Below are 21,003 nucleotides of genomic sequence, written 5' to 3' on the forward strand. Positions count from 1 at the left end.
TGACCCCAAACCATGATGAGCCCTGACGACATGACAACCATCGACTCGCGCCTGCTGCGCGCCGAACTGCTGAGCTTCGAGGCCGACCCCGGCGAAGGCGACACCCCGGCGGCCGGCAGCATACGGCATATCCCGGACGGCGCCCTGTGGCTGGAGAACGGCCGCATCCGGGCCATGGACGACTACGCCCGGCTGGCCCCCGAGCTGCCCGACGACATCGAGGTCATCGATCACCGCGGCAAGCTGGTGATGCCCGGTTTCATCGACAGCCATGTGCACTATGTCCAGCTGGAGATCATGGCCTCCTACGGCCGCCAGCTGCTCGACTGGCTGAACGACTACACCTTCCCCGAGGAGTGCCGCTTCGCCCGGCGCGAGCATGCCGAGGCGCTCTCCGACGCCTTCCTCGACGAGCTGCTGCGGGCGGGCACCACCACCGCCCAGGTGTTCTGCTCGAGCCATCCGGTGTCGGTGGACGCCTTCTTCGGTGCCAGCCAGCGGCGCGGGCTGCGCATGCTCGCCGGCAAGGTGTTGATGGACCGCCATGCCCCCGAGGCGCTGTGCGACGCTACCGAGGGGTGCATCCGCGACACCGAGCGGCTGATCGGCGACTGGCACGGCAGGGGCCGGCTCGGCTACAGCCTGACCCCGCGCTTCGCCCCCACCTCGACCCGGGCCCAGCTCGATGCCGCCGGCGGCCTGATGCGCAACGACGCGAGCCTCTGGCTGCAGACCCATCTCGCCGAGAACACCGGCGAGCTCGACTGGGTGGCCGAGCTGTTCCCCGGCAGCCGCGACTACCTCGCGGTCTACGAGCAATCCGGCCTGGTCGGGCCCCGCAGCACCTTCGCCCACGGCATTCACCTGGACCAGGAGATGCGCGGCCGCCTCGCCGAGCGCGGCGCCAACCTGGCCTTCTGCCCCAGCTCCAACATGTTCCTCGGCAGCGGGCTGTTCGACCGGCTGGCGGCCCGCGAGGCCGGCCTCGCCATCACCTACGCCAGCGACGTGGGCGGCGGCACCGACCTCTCGGGCCTGGCGACGCTGAAGGCCGCCTATCAGGTGGGCCAGCTGCGCGGCCAGCCGCTCACCGCCTGGCAGGGCTTCTTCGGCCTGACCCTGGGCAACGCCCGGGCGCTGTCGCTGGACGACCGTATCGGGCGCCTGGCACCGGGCCTGGAGGCCGACTTCGTGGTCCTGGACCCGGCCGCCACGCCGCTGCTGGCCAGGCGACACGCCCGCTGCCAGACCCTCGCCGAGCGCCTCTTCGCGATGATGATGCTCGGCGACGACCGCACGGTGCTGGAGACCTGGGCCGACGGTCGCCGCCAGCACCGCCGCGAAGCGTGAGAAAACCGGGCACAATAACGCGATCACTGCCGGCTGGAAGCCAGCACCGAGGAGGACGGCGAACCGGCCGCCATCCTCAGGCGCTCGCCGCCAGCTGGCGGTGCAGCGCCCGGCGGCGCTCGTCGCCGAGGAAGGCGGCCTCGATGGCGGTGCCGGCCAGCTCGATGAAGACCTCCCTCGGCCAGCCGAAGGCCCGGTGACAGGCCAGGTAGTTGTCGAGCATGCCACCGCCGAAGTAGGCCGGATCGTCGGAGTTGATCGTCAGCCGCAGGCCGGCCTCGAGCAGTCGCGGCAGCGGGTGATCCTCGATGCGCTCGACCACCCTGAGGCGCACGTTGGAGAGCGGGCAGACGGTCAGCACGGTGCCCTGGTCGCGCAGCCGCGCCACCAGCGCCGGATCCTCCAGGCAGCGCACGCCATGGTCGATGCGGCAGACATCGAGCCGGTCCAGCGCCTCGCGGATGTACTCCGGCGGCCCCTCCTCGCCGGCATGGGCCACCCGCGGGATGCCCAGCGCCCGGGCCCGCTCGAACACCTCGACGAACTTCGCCGGCGGATTGCCGCGCTCGGCGCTGTCCAGTCCCACGGCGTCGAGCATCTCCCAGTAGGGGGCGGCGCGCTCCAGCATCCGCATCGCCTCCTCGGCGGGACGGTCGCGCAGGAAGGCCATGATCAGCGCCGTGGAGAGCCCCAGTTCTCGCTCGGCCACGCGCCGGGCCAGGCTCAGGCCCTCCATCACCACCGGAAGCGGAATGCCCCGCGCCAGGTGCGCCTGGGGGTCGAAGTGCATCTCGACATGCACCACGCCCTCGGCACTGGCACGACGAAAGTAGTCCATGGCCAGGTCATGGAAATCCTCGGCGGTGCGCAGCACGCTCATGCCCCGGTAATAGAGGTCGAGAAAGGACTGCAGGTCGGTGAAGTCATAGGCCGCCCGCACCTGCTCCACCGAGGCATAGGGCAGTTGAATGCGGTTGCGCTCGGCCAGCGCGAACATCAGCTCGGGCTCCAGCGTCCCCTCGATATGCAGATGCAGCTCGGCCTTGGGCAGGCGTTTCAGGAATTCACGCACGACTCACCTCGCTCACGGTCATTTACCGTATCCTGAAATAAACTGACCGTTTGCGCAAAGCCCCTTGGCCGGAAATCGGGGCAAGCGCCGTTGGAAATTAGAGAGGGGGCGTCGGACGCCCCACCGTCATAGCTCGCGCAGCAGCGCCGTCAGCTCGGCACGCCGCATCGCGAGCCGCTCCTCGGCCTGTTCCCGGCGCTGCGCCAGCGACGCGATGCGTGCATCCTGTGCCTCCAGCTCGGCCACGTAGCGCTGGCCCGGTTCGGTGTCGATGCCCACGGCGGCGAGATTGTCGCGGATCCTGGCCTGGCTGTCGGCGGCCCGCTGCAGGTCGCGCGCCAGGCCCCTCAGCTCGTCCTCCACCTCGGCGACCCCGCGCCGATGCTCGACCAGGGCAGCCAGGGCCTCGGCGGTGTCGTCATCGGCGGCATCGGTCCACTGCGCCAGCAGCTCGGTGTCGGCATCCACCAGGGCGACGGTCTGGCTGCGGGTCACCTCTTCCCGGGCCTCGACCACGGCACTGCCACCGGGGTCGAGCGCCACCCGCAGCCGCCGATGGGTGGGGGTGGACTCGACCAGGGCGTCGGAAGAGAAACGCCAGCCCGCCCGCGCCGGATGCTCGATCATCACGCGGCGGGGAGCGCGAGCCTCGCTGTCGAGGGTATAGCGTGTGGTGACCCGCGAGAGCCGCGTGGCCCTCAGGGTGCCATCGACGATGGTGACCCGCGCCAGGCTCTCCTCGGGCCGGGACTCGCTGCTGATGCGCACCTGGCGGTCGGCGGCGAAGCTGGCCAGGCGAGCATCGCCGGCCGGGATGCCCGGCAGGTTGATGTCCCCCACATGGCCGACGCCCTCCTCGTAGACGGTGACCAGCCCCGTCGGCAGGAAGCTCTCGGTGCGATTCTCCAGGCGCACCGCGGCCACGGGATGATCCTCGCCGCGCTCCGGCTGGAAGACCGAGAGACGCTCGGCGGGCACCCGGGCATCGATATAGGGGACCGCCAGGGTCCGCCCCGCCGCCAGATCCACCGGCTGGGGCAGCCGCCAGGTGGCGGCCGTGGCGCCCTGCGTGGCCAGGGCCGGCTGCGCCGGCTCGGCGACGGCGGCCATGTCGCTCGCCGCCCTGCCTCGCGCCCGGGCGGACTCCATCGCGGGGGCCTGCACGGCGCCCCGGTCGGGCCGCGGCGGGGCCGCCGTGTCGGCGCTGACCGGCACCTCGGGACGCGTGTGCCAGTAGCGCTGGAGCAGGCGCTGGGACAGCGTCACCGGGGCCCCGCTGGAGAGCGTCAGGGTCACCGCGTCCCAGTCGGCGCCGCTGGCATTCTCGATCACCGCCCAGGCCTGCAGGCGCGCCTCCCGCTCACCATCGAGCAGCAGCCGATAGGCGGTCTTCCACACCGGCGCGGCCACCACGTAGGAGAGGCCCACCTCGCGTTCCCCCTGCCCTTCGAGGGTGATGTCGATACGGCGCATCTCGTCGGTGCGCCCCCGCCCGCTGATCCGGGCCGCCTGGCGCAGTCGCTCGCGCAGGGCCGCGTCGAGGATCTCGAGCCGCGCCCCCCTGGCCAGCCTCAGGGTCGCCACGCTGCCCTCGTCATCGAGCACCGCCAGGGTCCGGGTTTCCTCCTGCCCCTCGCCCCGGGGCGGTCGGACGTCGACGCCGAGCAGCAGTCCCTCGACGCTGCGGCCCCCCGAGGTGGCCCTCACGGGCACCCCCTGCAGGGCACCGGCCAGACGCACCACCGAGCCCAGGTCCTCGGGCCCGAAGGGCAGCCGGCGAAAGGTTTCCTCCACGGCGGCGAGGCCATCCAGCGTCAGGGAGACCAGTCGACCCTCGGGGTCGCGCACCACCAGGCTCTTGAGGATGTCGTCGACCTGCGCCAGGGGCACGTCGAGGTGCAGGATGCCGCTCCCCTCCAGCGGCGCGGTCCGGTGTATCTCCGCCAGGCCTCCCGAGGAGAGCGTGACCGCCGCCACCCGCTGTTCCGCCGCCAGCGGGCCGGCGAGGCCGCCACCGAAGCACAACAGCAAGGCCAAGGCACCCGGCCGCACGCCCCGCCACGACGACGCTCTCGCCCTTTGGCACTGTCCCATAACGGTCTTCCCCTCGGCGTCACCCCGACAGGCTATCAGGTATAGCCGCTCAACCGGCCGTCAACCAGTTGCAGGGTGTGCTGCACGCCGGGGGGATCGACCTCGCCGCCGAGCTGGTGCACCAGGTAGACCACCGTGCGCCCGGCCAGCCACTCATCGAGCCAGCGGGCAAGGCGGGAGGCGGTCCCGGCATCCAGGCCGGCGAAGGGCTCGTCGAGGATCACCAGGGCCGGGTCGCGCAGCACCAGCCGGGCCAGCGCCAGGCGGCGGGCCTGCCCGCCCGAGAGCCGGCGGCCCCCCTCCCCGACCCGGGTGTCGAGTCCGTGGGGCAGCGCCTCGGCCCAGTCGGCCAGTGCCACCGCCGCCAGCGCCCGCCACAGGTCGGCCACGCTTGCCGCAGGGTCGGCGATACGCAGGTTGGCGGCCAGGCTGTCGTCGAACAGGTCGACCCGCTGGGTCAGCATCGCCACCCGTTCGGCGAGCCGCGACGGTGACAGTCGTCCGAGCTCGATAGCGCCCAGCCGGACCCGCCCCTCGGTCGCGCCGAGCCGACCGGCGAGCAGGGCGGCGACGCTGGACTTGCCGGCCCCGGAGCCGCCGGTGATCGCCAGTCGCTCGCCGGGGGCCAGGGAGAACGAGACATCGTCCAGCGCCGGCACCAGGGCCCCGGGGTAGTGCAGCGTCACCCCCTCCAGGCTCAGCGCCGGCGGGCCCGGCGGCAGCCCCTCGCCCGCCTCCACGTCGGGCGGTCGGGCCGCCTCCAGGGCGTTGAGACGCTCGGCGGCGGCCCGGGTGGCCCCCAGCCGCGTGAAGGCCAGGGGCAGGCCGGCCAGGGCCTCGTTCATCGCCAACACCGCCAGGGCCATCATCACCACCAGCGGCCCCGGGAGGGTACCGGCGTCATGGGCCAGGGCCGCCAGCCACAGTACCGCCGCCAGGGTCACGCCCACCGCCACGCCGACCAGGGCATTGCCCAGCGCCGCCCGCTGCCCGAGCCGGCGCTGGTCGGCCTCGAGGCGCGCCTCGAGGGTGTCCAGGCGACGGCGATGCTCCGCCAGGCTGCCGTAGGCCTCCAGTTCGGCGAGGCCCTGCAGCTGTTCGATCAACCGCCCCCGCAACCGCTCCAGGTCGGCGACCTGGCGGTGGCTCGTGGCCATGCCGAGCCGTGCCTGCCCCAGCGTGATCCAGGCGAGGGCCAGGCCCAGCAGCACGACCACGGCGGCCCCCACCGCCGGCGACCACAGGGCGAGGAAGCCCCCCAGCCCGAGCAGCGCCAGGGCCGCCACGGCCGGCGGCGCCAGCAGCCGCAGGTAGAGGCCGTCGAGGGTGTCGATATCGGCGGTCAGGCGGTGCAGCCAGTCGCTGGCCCGGCGCCGCGACAGCGCCCGGTCGTCCAGCGCCGCCAGCACGCCGAACAGCCGGCCGCGCAGGTCGGCCAGCAGCCTCAGCACGGTATCGTGGTTGTAGAGGCGTTCTAGATAGCGCGACACCGTGCGGGTCACGGCGAAGGCGCGAATGCCGCCGCCGGGCACGTAGACGTCCAGGCTCGCCGCCAGCCCGGCCACCATCGCCAGGCCGGCCAGGGCACTCGCGGTGATGAACCAGCCGGAGAGTGCCAGCAGGCCCACGGCGGAGAGCAGCGTCAGGGCCATCAGGGCCGCGCCCGCGACCAGCCGCCCCCGCCGCCGGTCGAGCAGGCGCAGCCAGGGGGCGAAGGTGGTGCGCAGGGTGTCCCCGCGCCGGGGGTCAGTCATGCCGGGCCTCCTGCGCCGCTGGCGCGACCGGGCGACCGTCGGCCAGCTCGAGCCGGCGGTCCGCCAGCGCCATCAGCGCCGGGTGATGGGTGGCGATCACCAGGCTGCGCCCCGCCCCGGCCAGCTCGCCCAGGGCCGCGACCACCCGGGCCTCGGTGTCGGCATCGAGGCTGGCGGTGGGTTCGTCGAGCAGCACCAGCGGGGCCGGCGAGAGGAACACCCGCGCCAGCGCCAGGCGCTGGGCCTGGCCGCCGGAGAGGCCGACGCCCCGCTCGCCCAGCGGCGTCGCCAGCCCCTGGGGCAGGCGGGCCACCAGCTCGCCGAGGCCGGCCCTCCCTAGCGCCGCCCGCATGGCGGGCTCATCGGCCTCGGGTGCGGCCAGGCGCAGGTTGTCGGCGAGGCTGCCCTGGATCAGCAGCGGACGCTGGTCCATCCAGGCGAAGGCGAGGCCGGCGGCCAGCCGCCGCTCGCCCTGCCCGGGGCCGACGAAGCCGGCGAGCAGCTGCAGCAGGGTCGACTTGCCCGCCCCCGACGGCCCGGTGATCGCCAGTACCTCGCCCGGCCGCACCGCCAGGTCCAGCGGCCCCAGCACGCGCCCCCGGCCGGGGTATTCCACCGTGACGGCGTACAGGGTCGCCAGCTCGCCCGAGGCGGTCGGCACCGGCCCCCGGCCCCCGTCACGCCCGGGAGCGGGCACCTCAGTGAGCAGCGCCACCAGGCCGTCGGCGGCCCCCAGCGCCGCGGCCCGGTCGTGGTAGTGCTGCGACAGGGTGCGCAGGGGCTGGAAGAATTCCGGCGCCAGCAGCAGCACCAGCAGGCCGGAGAAGAGCGTCAGCCCGGGCGAAGGGCCGTAGTCGATATAGCCCAGCAGGCCGAAGCCCACATAGATCGCCACCACGGCGATGGCCACCGAGGCGAAGAACTCCAGCACCGCCGAGGAGAGGAAGGCCAGGCGCAGGGTGCGCATGCTCAGGCGCCGATAGTCGTCGGCGGCGGCGTGTACCTCGGCGGTGGCCTCCCGGGTACGGCCGAACAGCTGCAGGGTGGTGATCCCCCGCACCCGGTCGATGAAGTGGCCGGAGAGCCGGGCCACGGCGGCGAACTGCTGGCGATTGAGCCGTTCGGCGCCCATGCCGACCAGCGCCATGAACACCGGGATCAGGGGCGCCGAGAGCAACAGGAAGAGCGCCGCCAGCCAGTCGAGCCAGACCACCACGACGAGGACCAGCAGCGGCAGCACGACCGCCAGGCGCAATTGCGGCAGGAAGCGGGCGAAGTAACCGTCCAGGGCCTCCACCTGCTCCACCAGTTGGTTGGCCAGCGAGGCCGAGTGGCGCGAGGCCAGGCGCACCGGCCCCAGCCGCGCCAGGTGGTCGAGCAGCGCCGCCCGCGCCCGGCGGCGGATGCGCAGGCTGGCCTCGAGACCGGCCGCCTCCTGCCCCCACTGGGCCAGGGCGCGCAGCGGCAGGATCACGCCCAGGGCGAGAAAGCCCGGCCAGAGTTCCCCCGGGGCCCGCGTCGCCACCACCAGCTCGGATACCAGCCAGGCCAGTGCGCCCATCTGCCCCAGGGTCAGGGCCCCGGCGACCACCCCGGCCAGGGTCGCCAGCCCCAGCAGGCGGCGCTCGGGGGCGGCCAGCTCATTGAGCCAGCGCCGCGGGGTCAGGGCCTCGCCCGGCGTTTCCGGCTCGCTCATTGGCTCAGTGATACCCCTCGCCCACCTTGACCTTGCCGCGGAATACCCAGTAGGTCCAGGCGGTATAGGCCAGCACGATGGGAATCACGAACAGCACACCGAGCAGCAGGAAGAGCTGGGACTCCGGCGCCGAGGCGGCGTCCCAGATGGTGTAGTTCGGCGGCACGATCACCGGCCACTTGCTCGCCACCAGCCCCAGGTAGGTGAAGATATAGACCCCCAGGGTCGCCACGAAGGGCAGCCCCTCGCTGCGGCGGCGAACCGAACGGAACACCACGAAGGCGCAGAACAGCGCCAGGGCGGGCAGGATCCAGATCAGCTGGATATGGTCGAACCAGCGTGCCCAGACGGCCGGGTTCACGAAGGGCGTCCAGAGGCTGATGATCAGGAACACCGCGAGCACCGCGGCCAGCAGTGGCGGCGTGATGCGATAGGCCCACGCCTGCACATGGCCCTCGGACTTCATGATCAGCCAGGTGGCGCCGAGCAGCGCGTAGCCCGCCATCAGCCCCAGGCCGGTGAGCACGGTGAAGGGCGTCAGCCAGTCCAGCGCTCCACCCACGTAGACGAAGTCCTCCACCGCGAAGCCCTGGATATAGGTGCCCACGACCGCGCCCTGGGCGAAGGCGGCCACCGCCGAGCCCCAGCAGAAGGCGCGGTTCCACCAGCGGCGGTTGCGGTGGGACTTGAAGCGGAACTCGAAGGCGATGCCGCGGAAGATGAGCCCCGCGAGCATCAGGAAGACGCCGATGTAGAGCGCCGGCAGGAACACCGAGTAGACCAGCGGGAAGGCCCCCAGCAGCCCGGCCCCGCCCAGCACCAGCCAGGTCTCGTTGCCGTCCCATACCGGCGCCACCGAGTTCATCATCACGTCCCGGGCCGCCTCGTCCGGGGCGAAGGGGAAAAGGATCCCCACCCCCAGGTCGAAGCCGTCCATCAGCACGTACATGATCACGCCGAAGCCGATGATGACGGCCCAGATCAACGAAAGATCGAACATCTCCATGGCTTATCTCCTCCAGGTCGGGGCGGCGTCTTGCTCGAAGGGGGTGTGGGCGGCCGAGAGCGGGCGCATGGGCCGCTCGACCTCGCCTTCCACGGCAGCGTGTTCGTCCTCGGGCAGCATGCCCTGGCGCACCACCCGGGTGAGGTAGTAGACCCCGGCCCAGAACACCACGGCATAGACCGCCACGTAGCCCACCAGGGTGAACAGCGCCATGCCGCCGGTCAGCGACGGCGTCAGGCCCTCGGCATGGGTCATCATGCCGTAGACCAGCCAGGGGGCCCGGCCCGTCTCGGTGACGAACCAGCCGGCGAGCACGGCCAGGAAGGGCGTCACCGTCATCACCCGCATCAGCTGGAGGTACCCGCGATGCGCATAGAGCCGGCCCCTGACCCTCAGCCAGAGCCCGGCGACAGCCACGGCGATCATCAAAAAGCCCATCGCCACCATGATCCGGAACGACCAGAACACGATCCACACCGGCGGCTGTTCCTCCGGGGGCAGCTCAGTGATCCCCGGCAACTCGCCGTCCAGGTGATGGGTCAGGATCAGGCTGGCCAGCCCCGGGATGCCGAGCTCGAAGCGATTTTCCTGGGCGTCCTGATCCGGCAGGGCAAACAACAGCAGGGGGGCGCCCTGCTGTGTATCCCAGTTGCCCTCCATGGCGGCCACCTTGGTGGGCTGGTGCTCCAGGGTATTGAGGCCATGGAAATCGCCCACCACCGCCTGGGCCGGCGCCAGCACCAGCAGCAGCCACAGACACATGGAGAAGGCCTTGCGATTGGCCTCGACGTCGCGGCCGAGCAGCAGGTACCAGGCGCTGACGCCGGCCACCACGAAGCCCCCGGTGAGGAACGACGCCATCACCATGTGCGTGAAACGGTACCTGAAGGAGGGGTTGAAGATCGCCGTGCTCCAGTCGGTGATCCGGAAACGGCCGTCGATCAGCTCCGCACCGGCCGGCGTCTGCATCCAGCTGTTCGCGGAGAGAATCCAGAACGACGAGATGAAGGTCCCGATGGCCACCATGATCGAGGCGAAGAGGTGCACGCCCTGGGGCACCTTGCCACGGCCGAAGAGCAGCACGCCGAGGAAGGCGGCCTCGAGGAAGAAGGCGGTGACCACCTCGTAGCTGAGCATCGGCCCCAGGAAGTTGGAGGCCGCCAGCGAGAAGTTGCTCCAGTTGGTGCCGAACTGGAAGGACATGACGATGCCCGAGACCACCCCCATGCCGAACACCACGGCGAAGACCCGGGTCCAGAACATCGCCAGGCGATCCCAGGCCAGGTTGCCGGTCTTGTAGAAGAGGCCGTTGAGCACGGCGATATAGGACGCCAGGCCGATGGTGAACACCGGAAAGATGGCGTGGAAGGAGACCACGAAGGCGAATTGCAATCGCGACAACAACAGGGGATCCAGTTCCATGGCGCATGCCTCGTCACTGCGATGGGTTCAAAGGGTCGCAAGGGATGCGGCGGCACTCTCCGGTGCCGTTGTGCCTCCGGCCTGGTGCTGGCCCAGCCCCGCCGTGACGCATTCCACCTCGACAGCTCGTCCCGTCAAGCCTAGTTCAGGGACGGGGAGACCATGACGCATCCCGCCGATGATCCGCCTGATGGAACTTTTGGCAGTTTGCGACGTCGCCCCGGGGTCATGATGCCGAACGAGGCGTCCCTTGCCGCTGTGTCGCTTTGTCGCAGCCCCGTCGGTCAGACATTGCCGCCCTGCAGCACCAGGTGCACCAGCCAGCTGGTATAGGCAACGAACATCGTCAGCAGCACGGCGCCCTCGAGGCGGTTGATGCGCCCCTGACGCCCCCGCCAGCCCAGGGCGAACACCGCCATCATCGCGGTCATGGTGGTCATCAGGCTCCAGTCGCGCAACAGCACCTCGGTGCCCACCTCGATCGGGGTGATCACCGCCGCCAGGCCCACCACGCCCAGGGTATTGAAGAGGTTCGACCCCACCACGTTGCCCAGCACCAGGTCGTGCTCGCGCCGGCGCAAGGCACTGATCGACGAGGCCAGCTCGGGCAGCGAGGTGCCCACCGCCACCACGGTCAGGCCGATGATCAGGTCGCTGACGCCGAACCCCTGGGCGATGGCCACCGCCCCCCACACCAGGATCCGCGAGCTGACCACCAGCAGCACCAGGCCGATGCCGGTCCAGGCGATCCCGGCGCCCAGCGACATGGGGTGCACCGCCAGGCTCTCCTCCGTCTCCGCCGCCAAGGGATCGGCCCGGTCACGCCGGGCCTGAACGATGCTGGCGCCGATGAAGCCGGCCAGCAGGACCAGCAGCAGCCCCCCCTCCCAGCGACCGATCACCCCGCCCCACATCAGCAGCGCCGAGAGCAGGGTCACCCCCCCCAGCACCGGCAACTCGCGGCGAATCACCCCCGAGTGCACCGCCAACGGCGAGATCAGCGCCACCAGCCCCAGGATCAGGCCGATGTTGGCGATGTTGGAGCCGTAGGCATTGCCCAGCGCCAGGCCGGGATTGCCCTGCCCCGCCGCCAGCGCCGAGACCATCAATTCGGGCGCCGAAGTACCGAAGCCGATCACCAGCATGCCGATCAGCAGCGGCGAGAGCCCCAGTCGTCGGGAGGTCGCCGCCGCCCCGTCCACGAAGCGTTCGGCGCTCCACACCAGCAGGACCAGGCCCGCCACCAAGGCAATTGCAGGAAGCATCATGAGAGTATCTCGGGAACATTCAGGGGTGCATGTTTGACTATGGTGTCGTCCGGGTCAACGTGTCACACTTTCTTACGAGGGTCCGGCCGCCCCCGGATCGACCATTTCAGGGAGAGTGACTGCCGCGGTGCCCAAGCGCTATATTCGAGTCCCGGCCCTGCCTCGGGGCGACCCCCTGGTGGATCGCTCCCCGCCGGAGGTGCGCACCTCGCGTCGACGCCTGCGCGCCTGTCACGAGTGCGACTGGCTGGTGGCCCTGCCGCCGCTGCGCCCCGGCGAGAAGGCCGACTGCCCGCGCTGTGGCCACACCCTGGTCACGCGCCACTTCCGTCCGGCGCAGCGCAGCATGGCACTGGCGCTCTCGGCCCTGCTGGCCCTGGCCATGGCGGTCACCTTGCCCTTCGTCAGCTTCAGCATCGGCGGCATCGGCAACCGCATCGAGCTGTCCCAGACCGCCACCACCCTGGTCGGCTTCCATCAGCCCATCGTCGCCATCGCGGTGATCCTCACCATCATCGTGTTGCCGGCGGTCTACCTGCTGGGCGTGATATGGCTGCAGCTCGGGCTGCTGAGGAACGACCCGCTGCCGGCCAGTCGCAGCATCGCCAGGTCGCTGGCCCACCTGCACCCCTGGATGATGGCCGATGTGTTCATCATCGGGGCCCTGGTGAGCCTGATCAAGATCGCCGGCATGGCACAGATCGAACTCGGCATGGCGTTCTGGGCCTTCTGCGCCTTCGCCCTGCTGCTGCTGCTCACCACCCAGTCCATCGACTCGGACTGGATGTGGTTCTCGCTCGCCGGGGAACCCCGGGCACCGGCAGGCGCGCGCACCGGCGAAACCGCCGCTGCCCAGGGGCTCGCCGGCTGTGCCACCTGCGGGCTGGTCAACCGTCTGGAGCCTGGTCGCCACAGCCACTGCCGGCGCTGTGGCGAACGGCTGCATGCCCGCCTGCCGCACAGCCTGCAGCGCACCTGGGCCCTGCTGATTGCGGCCGCGGTGATGTACATTCCCGCCAATGTCTACCCGATCATGACCACCACCAGCCTGGGCCACAGCTCCCCCTCCACGATCATCGGCGGCGTGGTCGAGCTGATCCAGATGGGGTCCTGGCCGGTGGCCGTGGTGATCTTCGTCGCCAGCGTGATCGTCCCGGTCGGCAAGGTGGTCGCCCTGGGCTGGCTCTGCCTGGTCGTGAAGCGCAGCCACGAGCTCAATGCCGCCACCCGCACGCGGCTCTACCGGATCACCGAGTTCATCGGCCGCTGGTCGATGGTGGACGTCTTCGTGGTGGCCATCCTGGTGGCGCTGATCCGGGCCGGCTCGCTGATGTCGATCACCCCCGGGCCCGCCGCCCTGGCCTTCGGCGCCGTGGTGGTGATCACCATGCTCTCCGCCATGACCTTCGATCCCCGGCTGATCTGGGACACGCCCCTGCCACGCGAGTCCCGGCCGGCCCCCGGCAGTAGTCGACAAGGAACCCCCGGATGAGCGATTCCCCGCGCCCCGACGACGCCCCCGAACGGGACATGCAGCGCGCCAGGGCCACGCCCCAGGCACGTCTCTCGCCGATCTGGATCGTGCCGATCGTGGCGATCCTGATCGGGGCCTGGCTGGTCTACGACAACTACCGCAGCCGCGGCCCGCAGATCACCCTGGTGATGAGCAACGCCGAGGGCATCGAGGCCGGCAGCACCCTGATCAAGACCCGCAACGTGGAGGTCGGCCGGGTCGAGCGCGTGGGCCTCTCCGAGGACCTCTCCACCGCGGTGATCACCGCCCGCATGAGCCCCGACACCGAGGACATGCTGGTCGAGGACAGCCGCTTCTGGGTGGTCAAGCCGCGCATCGGCCGCGAAGGCATCAGCGGCCTGGGCACGGTGCTCTCCGGGGCCTTCATCCAGCTCGAGCCGGGCACCAGCACACGCAACATCCGGGAGTTCGAGGTCAGCGACCAGCCACCGGTGGCCCCCGCCGGGGCCGACGGCCTGCGCATCAACCTGGTCAGCCGCCTGGGCCATTCGCTGCGGGTCGGCGATCCGGTGACCTACCAGGGCTATACCGTGGGGCGGATCGAGGACGCCCAGTTCGACCCCCAGACCCGTCGCATGCAGCACCGGCTGTTCATCGAGGCGCCCTACGACACCCTGGTCACCGACGCTACGCGTTTCTGGTCGGCCAGCGGCATCGACCTGCGCCTCGACACCGAGGGCTTCCGGGTCAACGTCGAGTCGCTGGAGGCGCTGCTCGGCGGCGGCGTCGCCTTCGGGGTCCCCGAGGAGCTGCCGGTGGGCAGGCCGGTCCAGCCCGACGCCACCTTCAACCTCTATGCCGATGAGGATGCCGCCCGCCAGGGGACCTTCAACCGCTACCTCGAGTACGTGCTGCTGGTCGACGACACGGTGCGCGGGCTCTCCCGCGGTGCGCCGGTGGAGTTCCGCGGCGTGCGTATCGGTACCGTGGCGGCGGTGCCCTGGAACTTTTCCGCGCCCCAGCCCGACTCCCGCTCGCGCTCGCGCTTCGCCATCCCGGTGCTGATCCGCATCGAACCCCAGCGGCTCGGCATCACCGGCGAGGAACTCGACCTCGACGAGTGGCGCGAGCGCTTCGACCGCCTGTTCGACTTCGGCCTGCGCGCCTCGCTGAAGAGCGGCAGCCTGCTCACCGGCGCGATGTTCGTCGACCTCAACTTCCATCGCGACCTGGCCGACGAGTTCGAGCCCGAGACCTTCGCCGAGCGCAGCGTCTTCCCCACCACCTCCGGTGGTTTCGCCCGGATCGAGGCCCAGGTCACCGACCTGCTCGACAAGCTCAACGCGCTCGACATCGAGCCGCTGCTGGCCGGCCTGGACCGCAACCTCGCCGCCTCCGAGGCGATGCTCGGCGAGGTGCGCGAGCTCACCGCCTCGCTGCAGGGGGTACTCGACGACCCGGACACCCGCGGGATACCGGGCAACCTCAACGCCACCCTGGAGGAGCTGCGCCAGACCCTGCAGGGGCTGTCGCCGGAGTCCGCCGCCTACCAGGAGCTGACCGGCGCCGTGGAGCGCCTGGATCGGCTGATGCGCGACCTGCAGCCGGTGGCGCGCACCCTGAGCGAGAACCCCCGTGCGCTGCTGTTCGACAGCCTGGACACGGAAGACCCGCAGCCGCGAGCCCCGAGACGAGATCCCTGAGGAAGGATGCCCATGAGACCCGGACCCAAGACCACCGGAGCCTGGTTGATCGCCGCCGTCGCGCTCCTCTCGCTCGGTGGTTGTGCCAGCGCCAGCTCGCCCTCGACCCGCTACACCCTCCCCGAGGGCAGCGTGGCCACGGCCCCGGTCGATGCCACGGCCGAGCATCTGCTGCTGGTGCGACCGCCACGACTCGCCCACTACCTGGACGTGGAGGGCATCGTGCTGCAGCTCGACGACATCACCCTCAACCAGGCCCGGGAGCACCTGTGGGCCGAGGCCCTGGGCCGCCAGCTCGAGCGCGGGCTGCGGGCCCGGCTGGCCGCACGCCTGCCGGGCACCCGGGTGCTGCGCGACGATGGCAGCGACCGCGGGGTTGACGCGATCCGCCTGCGCCTCGAGGTCGACCGCTTCCAGGGCCGCCATGACGGCCTGGCGGTGGCCGGCGGCCAGTGGCAGCTGCGCGACGCCGACGGCCGCCTGCTCGCCATGGACGGCTTCCACGCCGAAACCGAGCTCGACGCCGACGGCTACCCGGCCCTGGTCCGCGCCCTCGGCCGCAGCTGGGACGAGGTCGCCGACCAGATTGCCGCCGCGGTACGCCGTCAGCACTGACCTCCCGGCGCCATGCACTATGCTGGGAAGACACCTGCGACCCAACCGCCCACAGGGATGTCACCATGCACGAGACCGTTCGGGAGCCATCCTCTCGCCACACCGTCGCCCTCGAGCTCCAGGCCCTGGCGCGGCAGGCCCGCGAGGCGCTGCTGACCGTGCTTGCCACCGAGAACCCGCCCACGGCGCTCGCCGAGCTCGACCGCGCCGTCGCGGCGCTGGCGCGCATCGACGATCTCGCCAGCCAGCACGACTTCGTCGACCTGCCGATGCTCGACGATGTCCGGGGCAGCGTCGACCGCCTGGCCTGTGAGCTCTATCACCAGGGGGCCTGCGACGGCCTGGACGAGAAGGCGCGCACCGCCTTCATCGACCGCCACGCCCGGGGGCTCACCGCCCTGGAGGGCATCGGCACGGCCACCGCCCGCCGGCTGTTCGTCCACGGCATCAGCAACCTCGAGCAGCTGCGCGCCCTGGACCCCGCGGCGCTCGACGAGGTCGAGGGCCTGGGTAGCGCCATCCTGGCGCGCATCAAGGCCAACCTTTGAGTAACCGGAGAAGCGCACGGCAGACGAAAGCTGCATTCCGCCCAGGGCTCTGGCATAATGCGTCCACGCGGCGATCGCTGGTCCCTCCTGCCGCGCCAGATTCCTTTTACACGCCCCGGCCCGGGACTGGCCACGCCGCTTCGCGTGCGTGGCGCGACCGGGGCGTCTCTGCGGAGACCGCATGACATTTTCCGAACTCGGCCTGCGTGCCGAACTGCTTCGCGCTGTCGAAGATCAGGGCTATACCGTTCCCACCCCGATCCAGCGCCAGGCGATTCCCGCCGTGCTGGCGGGTGGCGACCTGCTGGCCAGTGCCCAGACCGGCACCGGCAAGACCGCCGGCTTCACCCTGCCGCTGCTGCAGCGGCTGGCCGGCGGCGGGGCACGCCCCGGCGCCCGCCAGGTCCGCGCCCTGGTGCTGACCCCGACCCGCGAACTCGCCGCCCAGGTCGGCGAGAGCGTGGCCGACTACGGCCGCCACCTGAAGATGCGCTCCCACGTGATCTTCGGCGGCGTCGGCCAGCAACCCCAGGTCGATGCCATCCGCCCCGGCCTCGATGTCCTGATCGCCACCCCCGGCCGACTGCTCGACCTGCACCAGCAGAAGCACGTGGATCTCTCGAAGGTCGAGATCCTGGTGCTCGACGAAGCCGACCGCATGCTCGACATGGGCTTCATCCACGACATCAAGAAGGTGCTGCGCGCGCTGCCCGCCAAGCGCCAGAACCTGCTGTTCTCGGCGACCTTCTCCGACGAGATCCAGCAACTCGCCGGCAAGCTGCTCGACAAGCCGGCGATGATCGAGGTGGCGCGGCGCAACACCACCGCCGAACTCGTCGACCAGGCCATCTATCGCGTCGACCGCGAGAAGAAGCGCGACCTGCTCGCCCACCTGATCACCGAGCACCGCTGGCACCAGGTGCTGGTCTTCACCCGCACCAAGCACGGTGCAAACCGCCTGGCCGAACAGCTGTCCAAGCAGGACATCCCGGCCATGGCGATCCACGGCAACAAGAGCCAGTCGGCCCGCACCAAGGCGCTGGCGGCCTTCAAGACCGGCGACCTGCAGGTGCTGGTGGCCACCGATATCGCCGCCCGCGGCCTCGACATCAGCGAACTGCCCCATGTGGTCAACTTCGAGCTGCCCAATGTCGCCGAGGACTATGTCCATCGCATCGGCCGCACCGGCCGGGCCGGCAGCGAGGGCCAGGCGGTCTCGCTGGTCTGCGTCGACGAGCACGGGTTGCTCCGCGGTATCGAGCGGCTGATCAAGCGCGACCTGGTGAAGCGCATCGAGCCGGGCTTCGAGCCCGACCCCAACGCCAAGCCGGAGCCCATCGAGAACGGGCGTGGCGGTCGCGGCGGGCGCAACGGCCGCTCCACCGACCAGGCGCGTCGAGGCAACGGCGGCAATGCCGCACGCGGGGGTGGCCAGCGCAACGACGGCAACCGCAGCGGCGACGAGGCACACGCCCCGCGGCGGCGTCGCAGTCGCGGCCAGGGCTCCCGCCAGGCCTGATCCGAGCACTGGCGAGCTGTATCGCAATATGCGAATTTAACCCACCATCATACCGGGAAAGCATCAGGAGTGACCATGGATTCACGCCTTCACCGCCACGCCGGCGGCAAGGCCGGCCGCCGACAGGGGTGACGCGCCCATGCTCAAGCGACTGCTGGGCAAGGCACCCGTCGAGGTCTGGGCGATCAAGCAGATCGATCGCGATCTCCTTCACCTCTGTGGTCGGGCCACCCTGGTAACCCCGCGGAAACGCAGGGAGGTACTGGCAGCGCTGGCCGTCGGGACCTTCCAGGGGGCGGTGGCCATGGCCGGCAGCGGCGTGGTGCTCAATGCCCGGCTGTTCGCGGCCCTGGTGCCTCTCGAGTCACTCCGGCTGCAGCCGGACGGGCATGCCCGCTGGCAGGGGCGGGACTGGCGGGTGGCCAAGGTGCCCCAGCGCTGCTGGCCCCATGAGGGACACCTGATCGCCCAGGCCAGCCCCTATGGCGGCACCACCGGCCTGGTCAGCAGCGAGGATGTCTCGGGCATCCGCCAGCGGGTCGATCGGGAGGCCCCCCGGCTCGCCAAGGCGGTCGACTTCCGCCCCGCCGACGCCCTGGAGGACGACCCGCGGATCGCCCCCAAGCCGGGCGAGCCCGACACGGGCACGCGGCGATCGCCACGCCAGGCACGGGAGTGGCGAAGTGACGACGACCACTGAGCGATACCCCACCGTGACCGACCAGCGTCGGACGCTGGTGGTCTTCGTCATGCTGATGGTGCTGGTGGGGCTCAATCTGCGCCCCGCCCTCTCGTCGCTGGCGCCGCTGCTCAACCGCATCCAGCAGGATACCGGCCTGTCGCCGTTCGCCATCGGCGCCCTGACCACCCTGCCCGTGCTCTGCCTCGGCCTCTTCGCTCCCCTGGCGCCCTGGCTGTCGAAACGCCTGGGGGCCGAACGCACCCTCGCCGGCGCTCTGCTGCTGCTGGCCGCCGGCCTGCTGGTCCGCGGCGCCCCCTCCGCCTCGCTGCTGTTCACCGGCACCCTGCTGGTGGGAGCGGCCATCGGCGTGGCCGGCACCCTGCTGCCGGCGCTGGTCAAGCGCGAGCTGCCCGCCGGCGCCGACCTGATGACCGGCGTCTATACCATGGCACTCTGCCTCGGCGGGGCACTCGGCGCCGGCCTCAGCATCCCCCTGGCGAACGCCCTGGGTGGCTGGCATGCCGGCCTGGCCAGCTGGTCGGCGCTGGCTGCCCTGGCCCTGGTGGCCTGGCTGGCGCTGATGCCGCGTCGCCGGGTCGGGATGACGTTACCGGCAGCCGCCGGCTCGACCCGCGACCTGCTGGGACAACCGCTGGCCTGGCAGGTGATGCTGCTGATGGGCTCCCAGTCGTCACTGGCCTATATCGTCTTCGGCTGGCTGCCGACCCTGCTGGTGGCCCGCGGCTACGGCGAGGCCGAGGCCGGCTGGATGATGGGGGCCTCGGTGATGGTGCAGCTGGTCGCCGCCCTGGGCGCCCCCTGGCTGGCCCGGCTGGGCCGGGACCAACGCCCGGCCCTGCTGCTGGTGCTCGGCTGCGTGGCGACGGGCCTGTGGCTGCTGCTGCTGGGGCCGGTCGGCTGGCGCTGGGCCGGGGTGGTGCTGCTGGGTCTCGGCCAGGGCGGCAGCTTCAGCCTGGCGCTGACGCTGATCGTGCTGCGTACCGGCAACTCGCGGCTGGCCGGCAAGCTCTCCGGCCTCGCCCAGGGCGGCGGCTACACCCTGGCGGCCCTCGGCCCCCTGGGCGTCGGCGTGATGCTGCAGTTCGACGTCGGCCTGCCCGTCATGACCCTGGTGCTGCTGCTGGTGACGGCCTTCGCCGCCGGCATCGCCTGCCTGGCCGGGCGCAATCGCCGCCTGGAGATCGACGAGCACGGGCAACTGGTGACTCGGCGGTAACCACCAACTCCGCAGACAACCGCCGGCGCCGCTTCGCGGCGAATCGCCCCGCAAAGCGTGGCTGCCACAGGGGCGAGAGTGCGCGAGTGAGGGGTGATATCATGCGTGCCACACTCACCCGACAGGAGCGACGATGACGGCGGCCGACCTTCCCCTGCTGGTACTCTACACCGGCGGCACCCTGGGCATGGTGGAGACCCCCCGCGGCCTGGCCCCGGGCGGCGACTTCGAGGCGCGCCTGCGCCGTGCGCTGGACACCCTGCCCCCTGCCCGCCGTGCCACGCTGCCCGCCTTCACCCTCGCCGAATCGCCGGTGCCCATCGACTCCAGCACCGCCACGCCCCTCGACTGGCAGCGTCTGGCTCGGGAAGTCGCCGCCCGCTACCGCGACCACGCCGGCATCGTGGTGCTCCACGGCACCGACACCCTGGCCTGGACCGCCTCGAGCCTGGCCTTCCAGCTGCAGGGGCTCGATCGACCGCTGGTGGTGACCGGCGCCATGCGCCCGCTGGAAGCCGAGAACAGCGACGCCCTGGCCAATGTGGAGACGGCACTGCGCTTCGCCGCCACTCCCGCCCTGCAGGAGGTGGCGGTCGCCTTCGCCGGCAAGCTGCTGCGCGGCGTCAGCACCCGCAAGTGGCATACCAGTGCCCCGGACGCCTTCGAGAGCCCCAACTACCCACCGCTCGGCGAGCGCGTCGACGACGATGCGGTGCTCTACCCCGGCCGCGGCCTGGAGGTCCAGCAGCGCGGGGCGCCCCGCTTCGAGCTGCCCGACTACGCCCCCCTGGCGGTGGGTGGCGTGGCCCGCCTGGTGCTGTGGCCGGGCATCACCGCCCGCCAGGTCGCCGCCTGGCTCGACGACGACCGCCTGCGGGGCGTCCTGCTCGAGACCTGGGGCGGCGGCAACGTGCCGGACGACCCGGCACTGCTCGGCGCGCTGGCCCGGGCCAGCGGCGAAGGCAAGCTGCTGGCCGCCATCAGCCAGTGCCCTCGCGGCAGCATCGCCATCGGCCACTACGCCGCCGGCCAGGGGCTGGCCGATGCCGGCGTCCTCTCCGGCGAGTCGATGACCCCGGAGGCGGCGCTGGCCAAGCTGGTCCACCTGCTGGCCCAGCCGCTGGACGACGCCGAACGGCGCCGGCGCTTTCTCACCCCGCTGGTAGGCGAGCGTTGACACCGGCCAGGCAGGGCACGGTGGAAATGGCTATGGTGGAAGTGATGCCGTCCCCGCCAGGAGCGCCGCCATGGAACATCCCGATCACCCCTTCACCGAACTGTTCGAGCAGCTGGGCCTCGCCTCGGACCCGGCAGCGATCAAGCGTTTCATCGAGCGCAACGGCCCGATCCCCGAGGAGATCCCCCTGCCCGATGCCCCCTGCTGGAACGAAGGCCAGGCCGAGTTCCTGCGCGAAGCCATCGAAGAGGATGCCGACTGGGCCGAGGTGGTCGACCACCTGAACACCTCCCTGCGCAAGCGTTGACTCCTCGAACCCGCCCCCGGCTGCCTTGACCCCCCGTGCCGGTCAATGTAAAAAAACGTGTACAGACAGGACGCCATGT

The 21,003-nt window shown here is 71.2% G+C and carries 17 protein-coding genes; 10 read left to right on the forward strand and 7 right to left on the reverse strand.

The window, feature by feature from the left end; all coding sequences use genetic code 11:
• Window positions 1-30 precede the first annotated feature (30 nt).
• On the forward strand, window positions 31-1,350 hold the full coding sequence (gene guaD / locus CR157_RS18290) for a guanine deaminase (protein WP_110284973.1): 1,320 nt from the start codon (window positions 31-33) through the stop codon (window positions 1,348-1,350).
• A 76-nt stretch (window positions 1,351-1,426) separates the two neighbouring features.
• On the opposite strand, the gene CR157_RS18295 is transcribed toward guaD, so the two are convergent.
• From CR157_RS18295 to CR157_RS18325, 7 genes are all read right to left on the reverse strand, one after another.
• Window positions 1,427-2,422, reverse strand: coding sequence for an adenosine deaminase (locus tag CR157_RS18295; protein ID WP_110284974.1), 996 nt, complete (start codon window positions 2,420-2,422; stop codon window positions 1,427-1,429).
• A 126-nt stretch (window positions 2,423-2,548) separates the two neighbouring features.
• On the reverse strand, window positions 2,549-4,453 hold the full coding sequence (locus CR157_RS18300; protein ID WP_181422113.1) for a DUF4139 domain-containing protein: 1,905 nt from the start codon (window positions 4,451-4,453) through the stop codon (window positions 2,549-2,551).
• Between the two features lie 98 nt (window positions 4,454-4,551).
• Complete coding sequence (gene cydC, locus CR157_RS18305; RefSeq protein WP_110284976.1) at window positions 4,552-6,270, reverse strand: thiol reductant ABC exporter subunit CydC; 1,719 nt, start codon at window positions 6,268-6,270, stop codon at window positions 4,552-4,554.
• Window positions 6,263-7,966, reverse strand: a complete 1,704-nt coding sequence (gene cydD / locus CR157_RS18310; RefSeq protein WP_110284977.1) for a thiol reductant ABC exporter subunit CydD — start codon at window positions 7,964-7,966, stop codon at window positions 6,263-6,265. The genes cydC and cydD overlap by 8 nt, the downstream gene beginning before the upstream one ends.
• A gap of 4 nt (window positions 7,967-7,970) precedes the next feature.
• The gene (cydB, locus tag CR157_RS18315; RefSeq protein ID WP_110284978.1) at window positions 7,971-8,972 is read right to left on the reverse strand and encodes a cytochrome d ubiquinol oxidase subunit II; all 1,002 of its coding nucleotides are present in this window, start codon (window positions 8,970-8,972) and stop codon (window positions 7,971-7,973) included.
• Window positions 8,973-8,975: 3 nt separating this feature from the next.
• On the reverse strand, window positions 8,976-10,394 hold the full coding sequence (locus CR157_RS18320) for a cytochrome ubiquinol oxidase subunit I (RefSeq protein WP_110284979.1): 1,419 nt from the start codon (window positions 10,392-10,394) through the stop codon (window positions 8,976-8,978).
• Between the two features lie 284 nt (window positions 10,395-10,678).
• Complete coding sequence (locus CR157_RS18325) at window positions 10,679-11,662, reverse strand: calcium/sodium antiporter (protein ID WP_110284980.1); 984 nt, start codon at window positions 11,660-11,662, stop codon at window positions 10,679-10,681.
• Between the two features lie 127 nt (window positions 11,663-11,789).
• Between CR157_RS18325 and CR157_RS18330 the strand changes: the two genes are divergently transcribed.
• From CR157_RS18330 to CR157_RS18370, 9 genes are all read left to right on the forward strand, one after another.
• On the forward strand, window positions 11,790-13,154 hold the full coding sequence (locus CR157_RS18330) for a paraquat-inducible protein A (protein WP_258364231.1): 1,365 nt from the start codon (window positions 11,790-11,792) through the stop codon (window positions 13,152-13,154).
• Window positions 13,151-14,839 carry an intermembrane transport protein PqiB gene (gene pqiB / locus CR157_RS18335; protein WP_110284981.1) on the forward strand — a complete coding sequence of 563 codons (1,689 nt, stop codon included), beginning with the start codon at window positions 13,151-13,153 and terminating at the stop codon, window positions 14,837-14,839. Before CR157_RS18330 ends, pqiB begins: the two co-directional genes overlap by 4 nt.
• A 12-nt stretch (window positions 14,840-14,851) precedes the next feature.
• On the forward strand, window positions 14,852-15,454 hold the full coding sequence (locus CR157_RS18340) for a PqiC family protein (protein ID WP_110284982.1): 603 nt from the start codon (window positions 14,852-14,854) through the stop codon (window positions 15,452-15,454).
• A gap of 65 nt (window positions 15,455-15,519) precedes the next feature.
• Window positions 15,520-16,002: a helix-hairpin-helix domain-containing protein gene (locus CR157_RS18345; protein WP_110284983.1), complete on the forward strand. Its 483-nt coding sequence runs from the start codon at window positions 15,520-15,522 to the stop codon at window positions 16,000-16,002.
• A 181-nt stretch (window positions 16,003-16,183) separates the two neighbouring features.
• Complete coding sequence (locus CR157_RS18350) at window positions 16,184-17,521, forward strand: DEAD/DEAH box helicase (protein WP_110284984.1); 1,338 nt, start codon at window positions 16,184-16,186, stop codon at window positions 17,519-17,521.
• 139 nt (window positions 17,522-17,660) lie between these two features.
• Window positions 17,661-18,221, forward strand: coding sequence for a hypothetical protein (locus CR157_RS18355; RefSeq protein ID WP_110284985.1), 561 nt, complete (start codon window positions 17,661-17,663; stop codon window positions 18,219-18,221).
• Window positions 18,205-19,440: an MFS transporter gene (locus tag CR157_RS18360; protein ID WP_373681027.1), complete on the forward strand. Its 1,236-nt coding sequence runs from the start codon at window positions 18,205-18,207 to the stop codon at window positions 19,438-19,440. Before CR157_RS18355 ends, CR157_RS18360 begins: the two co-directional genes overlap by 17 nt.
• A gap of 133 nt (window positions 19,441-19,573) precedes the next feature.
• Window positions 19,574-20,617 carry an asparaginase gene (locus CR157_RS18365; RefSeq protein ID WP_110284986.1) on the forward strand — a complete coding sequence of 348 codons (1,044 nt, stop codon included), beginning with the start codon at window positions 19,574-19,576 and terminating at the stop codon, window positions 20,615-20,617.
• A 70-nt stretch (window positions 20,618-20,687) separates the two neighbouring features.
• The gene (locus CR157_RS18370) at window positions 20,688-20,924 is read left to right on the forward strand and encodes a DUF2789 domain-containing protein (RefSeq protein WP_110284987.1); all 237 of its coding nucleotides are present in this window, start codon (window positions 20,688-20,690) and stop codon (window positions 20,922-20,924) included.
• Window positions 20,925-21,003 lie beyond the last annotated feature (79 nt).

Origin of the sequence: Halomonas sp. LBP4 (genome assembly GCF_003202205.1) — a bacterium.
Classification (GTDB): domain Bacteria; phylum Pseudomonadota; class Gammaproteobacteria; order Pseudomonadales; family Halomonadaceae; genus Halomonas; species Halomonas flagellata.